At 73.4% G+C, this 6,171-nt stretch carries 6 protein-coding genes; 3 read left to right on the top strand and 3 right to left on the bottom strand.

Going from position 1 to position 6,171, the window contains the following annotated elements; all coding sequences use genetic code 11:
* Positions 1-66: 66 nt before the first annotated feature.
* Entirely contained in the window at positions 67-1,614 is a 1,548-nt protein-coding gene (der, locus tag ACXJMZ_RS27570; RefSeq protein WP_457032747.1) for a ribosome biogenesis GTPase Der, read from the bottom strand.
* Positions 1,615-1,738: 124 nt separating this feature from the next.
* A complete protein-coding gene (cmk, locus tag ACXJMZ_RS27575; RefSeq protein WP_457032748.1) occupies positions 1,739-2,452 on the bottom strand; it encodes a (d)CMP kinase in 714 nt (237 codons plus the stop codon).
* Between the two features lie 108 nt (positions 2,453-2,560).
* Between cmk and ACXJMZ_RS27580 the strand changes: the two genes are divergently transcribed.
* Positions 2,561-2,791 carry a hypothetical protein gene (locus ACXJMZ_RS27580; RefSeq protein ID WP_457032749.1) on the top strand — a complete coding sequence of 77 codons (231 nt, stop codon included), beginning with the start codon at positions 2,561-2,563 and terminating at the stop codon, positions 2,789-2,791.
* Between the two features lie 165 nt (positions 2,792-2,956).
* The gene (locus ACXJMZ_RS27585; protein ID WP_457032750.1) at positions 2,957-3,760 is read left to right on the top strand and encodes an alpha/beta fold hydrolase; all 804 of its coding nucleotides are present in this window, start codon (positions 2,957-2,959) and stop codon (positions 3,758-3,760) included.
* A 25-nt stretch (positions 3,761-3,785) separates the two neighbouring features.
* Here the strand turns inward: ACXJMZ_RS27585 and ACXJMZ_RS27590 are convergent, their stop codons facing one another.
* Positions 3,786-4,871, bottom strand: coding sequence for a prephenate dehydrogenase (locus ACXJMZ_RS27590; RefSeq protein ID WP_457032751.1), 1,086 nt, complete (start codon positions 4,869-4,871; stop codon positions 3,786-3,788).
* A gap of 220 nt (positions 4,872-5,091) precedes the next feature.
* On the opposite strand from ACXJMZ_RS27590, the gene ACXJMZ_RS27595 reads away from it, so the two are divergent.
* Positions 5,092-6,171: DUF4139 domain-containing protein (locus tag ACXJMZ_RS27595; RefSeq protein WP_457032752.1), on the top strand; the 1,080-nt coding region annotated here is incomplete at its 3' end.

Raw genomic sequence — 6,171 nt, forward strand, 5'->3', positions numbered from 1 at the left:
AGCCGTACCCGCCCCAGCAGCAGACCTTCCACACCTACCCGGGTCACGCCCAGGGCACCCCGCAGTTCATGCCGGCCCAGTCCAACACCCCTGCCACCGGCCAGGGTTGGGTGGCCACCGGCTATCTCTCCCCGGCGGTCGGCGGGCGCCACCGCAGCATGCTCTCGCTGCCCCCGGCCCAGCACTGAGACATGCGGAAGGGGCCAGGCAATTGCCTGGCCCCGAGATCGGCGTCCCGACGAACCCGAACTCCTCCCGCAGGCGGCGCTCGACGAAGCGGCGGTAACCCGCCTCCAGGAAGCCGGAGGCGAACAGCACGAACCGCGGCGGCTTGACGCCCGCCTGGGTGCCGAACAGGATGCGCGGCTGCTTGCCACCCCGGACCGGGTGCGGGTGGCCTGCCACCAGCTCGCCGAGGAAGGCGTTCAGCCGGGCGGTGGAGATCCGGGTCTCCCAGCCGGCCAGCGCGGTCTCGATCGCCGGGACGAGCTTCTCCATGTGGCGGCCGGTCTTCGCCGAGACGTTGACCCGAGGTGCCCACTGGACCTGGACGAGATCCTTCTCGATCTCGCGCTCCAGGTAATAGCGGCGCTCCTCGTCGATCTGGTCCCACTTGTTGTACGCGATCACGACGGCCCGGCCGGCCTCGACGGCCATCGTGATGATCCGGGTGTCCTGCTCGGCGAGGGTCTCGCTGGCGTCCACCAGGACCACCGCGACCTCGGCCTTCTCCAGCGCGGCGGAGGTGCGCAGCGAGGCGTAGAAGTCCGCGCCCGCGGTCAGGTGCACCCGGCGGCGGATACCGGCGGTGTCGACGAACTTCCAGGTCTTGCCGCCGAGTTCGATCATCTCGTCGACCGGGTCACGGGTGGTGCCGGCCAGCTCGTTGACGACCACCCGCTCCTCGCCCGCGACCTTGTTCAGCAGGCTGGACTTGCCGACGTTCGGCCGGCCGATCAGCGCCACCCGGCGGGGGCCGCCGGTCGGGACGCCGAAGGTCTGCGGCGGGGCGTCGGGCAGCGCGGCCATCACGGCGTCCAGCAGGTCGCCGGAGCCACGGCCGTGCAGGGCCGAGACGGGGTACGGCTCGCCCAGGCCGAGCGACCAGAGGTAGGTGGCCTCGACCTCGGTGGACTGGCCGTCCACCTTGTTGGCGCACAGCACGGTGGGCTTGCCGGCCCTCCGGATGATCTTGATCAGGGCCTCGTCGGTGTCGGTGGCGCCGACGTTGGCGTCCACCACGAAGAGCACCGCGTCGGCGGTCTCGATGCCGAGCTCGGCCTGCGCGGCGACCATCGCGTCCAGGCCCAGGACGTCGATCTCCCAGCCACCGGTGTCCAGCACCTTGAACCGGCGGCCGTTCCAGGTCGCCTCGTAGCTGACCCGGTCCCGGGTGACGCCGGGCTTGTCCTCGACGACCGCCTCGCGGCGGCCGATGATGCGGTTCACCAGGGTCGACTTGCCCACGTTGGGGCGGCCGACCACGGCCAGCACCGGCATCGGGCCCTCGTTCAGGCCGTCGAGGTCCTCGCCCTCGAAGCCCTCCTCGGCGGCCAGCGCCAGGAACTCGGCGTAGTCGGCGTCGTCCAGCGCGCCGTTGGTGTCGTTCGTCATGCTTCCGTACTTCCTTTTCCCGGCACGTCCCTTCCCAGGGATGCGCCGTGCGTACCTGCCCCGAAGGGGCAGCGCGGTGCGAGCCGCCGGTTCGTTCCGGCGGACGCGAGAATGTGAGCGGTCGTCAGACCGCGGAGAGCCCGGCCTTCTGCTCGACCAGGCCGGAGATGGTGTCGATCACCTGCTCCAGCGTCAGCTCGCTGGTGTCCACCCGTACCGCGTCGGCGGCCTGGGTGAGCGGGGCGGTCTCCCGGGAGGAGTCGGCCGCGTCCCGGCGGGCCAGGTCGGCGGCCATCGCGGTGATGGTCGCCTCGTCCAGGCCCTTGGCCCGCAGCTCGGTGGCGCGGCGCTCGGCGCGCGCGGCCTCCGAGGCGGTCAGGAAGACCTTGAGGGTGGCGTCCGGGAACACCACCGAGCCCATGTCCCGGCCCTCGGCGACGATGCCGCGTTCGGCCACCTCGGCGCAGCCGCGCTGCAGCTCGACCAGCCGGGCCCGCACCTGCGGGACCGCAGCGACCGCGCTGACCTGCGAGGTGACCTGCTGGCCGCGGATCGGTCCGGAGACGTCCTGGCCGTCCACCGTGATGGTCGGCCCGACGGCGTCCGTACCGGAGACGATCACCGGCTTGCCACAGGCGAGGGCCACCGCGTCGGCGTCGTTGACGTCGACCTCGTTGGCCAGCATCCACCAGGTCATCGCGCGGTACATCGCGCCGGTGTCCAGGAAGCTCAGCCCGAGCCGGGCGGCGACCGCCCGGGAGACGGTCGACTTGCCGGAGCCGGAAGGTCCGTCGATGGCGACGACGACCGGGGTGTTCGCTCGGTCGGCAGTGTCCACGGCACGAACCTCTCTACTGAATCTGGGCAGGAACTACACCAAGGTTAGTCGACCCGCGCCGTGGTCCCGGCCGAGTGACCACCGGGCCCCGCTCTCGTTGGACCGGCCATGAACCGAATGCTCACCGGTGCCGCCCTCGCCCTCGCCGCCCTGACCTGCGCCGCCACCCCCGGCCAGGCCGCGAGCAACAACACCGTCGGGGACATCGCCCAGGCTCCCGGCGGCTGGAGTCTGACCGCCAGCGCCGTCTGCTCGCCGGAGGTGGCGGCCGTCCCGGTGGTCGGCGAGGTGGTGGCCGACCACTCCACGACCTGCGCCGAGGCCCATCCGGCCGGCTGACCCCACCCCCGCCCCTCCGGCTGGCCCCCGCCCTGTTCCTCCGGCCAACCCCCGAGAATCAATACGTTTGTATTAGACGGAGGTCTTGTACAAGAGTCTTGGACAAACGTATGTATCTCCCTTAGAGTTGAAGTCGTCCGAGGCCGATCGAGGAGGAGCCACACCATGCCCATGACCGTGATCGAGACCACCGCCCCCGCCCGCACCGAGCTGGACCTCGCGGGCCGCCGCCTGTCCTACCTGGACTTCGGCGGGCCGGGCCGGCCGCTGCTCGCCCTGCACGGGCACGTCTCCGAGGGCCACAACTTCGCCGCCGTGGCGCAGGCACTCGGGCCGGAGTGGCGGGTGATCGCGCCGGACCAGCGCGGTCACGGCGACTCCGACCGGACCGCCGACTACAGCCGGGAGGGTTACCTGGAGGACCTGGTGGCGCTGCTGCACCACCTCGACCTCGGGCCGATCCCGGTGATCGGGCACTCCGGCGGCGCCATCACGGCGTACCAGCTGGCAGCCAGGCACCCCGAGCTGGTCAGCGCCATGGTCAACGAGGAGGGGGCGGCTGAGCTGCCGGTCGGGCCGAGCCCGCTGTCCTTCGTCCTGAAGATGCCGTGGACGGCCCCGACCCGGGAGGAGCTGGTCACCGCGCTCGGGCCGCTGGCCCCGATGGTCGGCCACCGGCTCCGTGAACTCCCGTACGGCGGCTGGCGGCTGCCGTTCCACCCGGCGGACACCGTGAGCTCCGAGGAGCAGGTGCGCGGCGACCACTGGGCCGACTGGCTGGGCAGCAGCTGCCCGGCGCTGCTGGTGCGCGGCAACAAGTTCACGGGCATGTCCGAGGAACTGGCCACCGCGATGGTCGAGCGCCGCCCCGGCACCCGGCTGGTCACGCTGGAGACCGACCACTTCGTCCACGACGCCGACCCGGCCGGCTTCGCGGCGGCGGTCCGGGAGTTCCTCCGCTCGCTCTGAGACAGGCCGGGCCCCTGACGGCGGGTCAGTCCCGGACGCTCCAGCCCTGGGACCGCAGCGCGACGGTGAGCCGCTTGACCGCCGACGGCGCCACCGCGAGCTGGACGAAGCCGACCTGCTGCCCGGAGGAGTGCTCGATGACCACGTCCTCGATGTTCACCCCGAGCTGGCCGACCTCGCCGAACAGGCGCCCCAGCTCGCCCGGCTGGTCGCCCAGCACCACGGCGACCGTCTCGTACCGGGTGGGCGGGGCGCCGTGCTTGCCCGGGATCCGGGCCTGGCCGGTGTTGCCCCGTCGCATCACGGCCTCGATCCCGGCCGCCCCGGCCCGTCGCTCGCCCTCGTCGGTGGCCTGCATGGCCCGGAGCGCGGTGACCGTGTCGGTCAGGTCGCCCGCCAGCTCCTCCAGGATCTCGGCCACCACGCCGGCGTTGGCCGACAGGATGTCCACCCACATCGCGGGGTTGGAGGCGGCGATCCGGGTGACATCACGGACGCCCTGGCCGGACAGCCTTATGGCGGTCTCGTCCGCGTGCTCCAGCCGGGCCGCGACCAGCGAGGAGAACAGCTGCGGCGCGTGCGAGACCAGCGCAACGGCGCGGTCGTGGGCGGCGGCGTCCATCACGATCGGCATCGCGCCGCAGAGTGCGACCAGTTCCAGCGCCGCGTTCAGCGTCTCGGTGTCGGTGTCCGCCGTCGGCGTGAGCACCCATGGGCGTCCCTCGAACAGGTCGGCCCGGGCCGCCAGCGGCCCCGAACGCTCCCGGCCGGCCATCGGGTGGCTGCCGATGTAGTTCACGGTGTCGCACCCGAGCGCGGCCACCTCGACCCCGGGCCCGGACTTCACACTCGCCACGTCGGTGTACCAGCGCGCCAGGCCCCGGCGCTGACAGTCCGCCAGCACCTTCCCCACCAACGCGGGCGGCACCGCGATGATCGCCAGATCCACCGGTCCGTCCGGCACCTCGGTGCTGCCCGCCCCGAGCGACTCCGCCGTCCTGGCGGCGTCCGGGTCGGCGTCCTCCAGGTACACGTGCAGCCCACGGCCCGTCAGGGCGAGCGCGGCGGAGGTGCCGATCAGTCCGGTGCCGACTACGGCGACTGTGCGCATGACGGGTGCGTCTCCTGAAGGCGGTAGGGCCAGGGTCGGCCCAATCTTCTCGCACCAAAGGCTCCGACGGCGGCCACCATCCGGATGTTGTCAGGTCCGATCCGTCGCCCGGCCCAGCTAAGACCGGGTCCGGGCGACGCGCGGACCGCAAAACCGCTGACACCGTCAGTCGGGCCCGGCAGACTGAGCCACGCTCACCAGGCACGCGGAAGGGGTTCGAGTGGAGTCGGTACTGGACGAGGTGGTGGTGTACGCCACCGGGGCGCTCTGCCGACGGCGGGCGCGCGGGGCGGTACCGGCCGACGGGCAGGTCCGGCTGACCGGGCTGCCGGCGGCGCTTGATCCATCGTCGGTCCGGGCCACCGTACGGGGGGCGGGCTGGCGGGTGACCGAGGCCCGGGTCGAGTACACGGCCGTACTCCGGGCCCCCGCTCAGACCCCGGAGCTGCGCCGCGCCTGCGAGCTGGCCCGGCAGGAGTACGACGCCGCCCGGGCCCGCGAGCGCCGCGGCGAGGAGCGGATCGCCGAACTGACCGCGCTGCGCGCCGTCCCGCCGCCGCGCCGCCGGGACGAGCCGCACCGCCGCACCCCGGCCGACGCCTGGCTGGAGCTGGCCGACTTCGTGGCCGCCCGGCTGACCGTCCTGCAGGCCGACGTGGCCCGGCTGGCCGAACAGAGCCGGCTCGCCGAGCACGCCCTGCAGATCGCCCAGGACCGGCTGGAGTCGGCCCCCGACACCGAGCACGCCGCCCCGACCACGAGCGCCGCGACCGTCCTGCTCACGCTGACCGCCGAAGGACCGGCCGCCGACACGGTGGACCTGGAACTGGAGTACGGCGTCCCCGGCGCTCGCTGGGTGCCCACCTATCGGCTGAGCCACCGTCAGGGCGACCCCGGCGGGCAGCTGGTGCTGCGGGCCTCGGTGGCGCAGCGGACCGGCGAGGACTGGACCGGCGTCCGGCTCGGCCTCTCCACCGCCGACCTGCAGCGCCGCACCGACCTGCCCCGGCTGCAGTCGGTCCGGATCGGCCGCCGCCAGGCCGCCCCGGCGCCGTCCGGCTGGCGGGAGGCCCCGCCCGGTCTGGGCGAACTGTTCGCGGCGTACGACGCGGCGGGGCCGCGCCCGCTGCGCCGGGGCCCGGTCGGCCCCGGGAGCCCGGCCGCGATCAGGTACGGGGGCGTGGTCGGGGCTGTCGCCGCCGCGAGCGACGACGAGAACGAGGTGGAGCACCGCAAGAGCGTCTCGCCGATGCGGACCCGGGGCGCGATGCCCAGGGACGGCTTCCGCGGGGCCCCGGGC

The sequence above is a fragment of the Kitasatospora sp. P5_F3 genome (genome assembly GCF_054049135.1).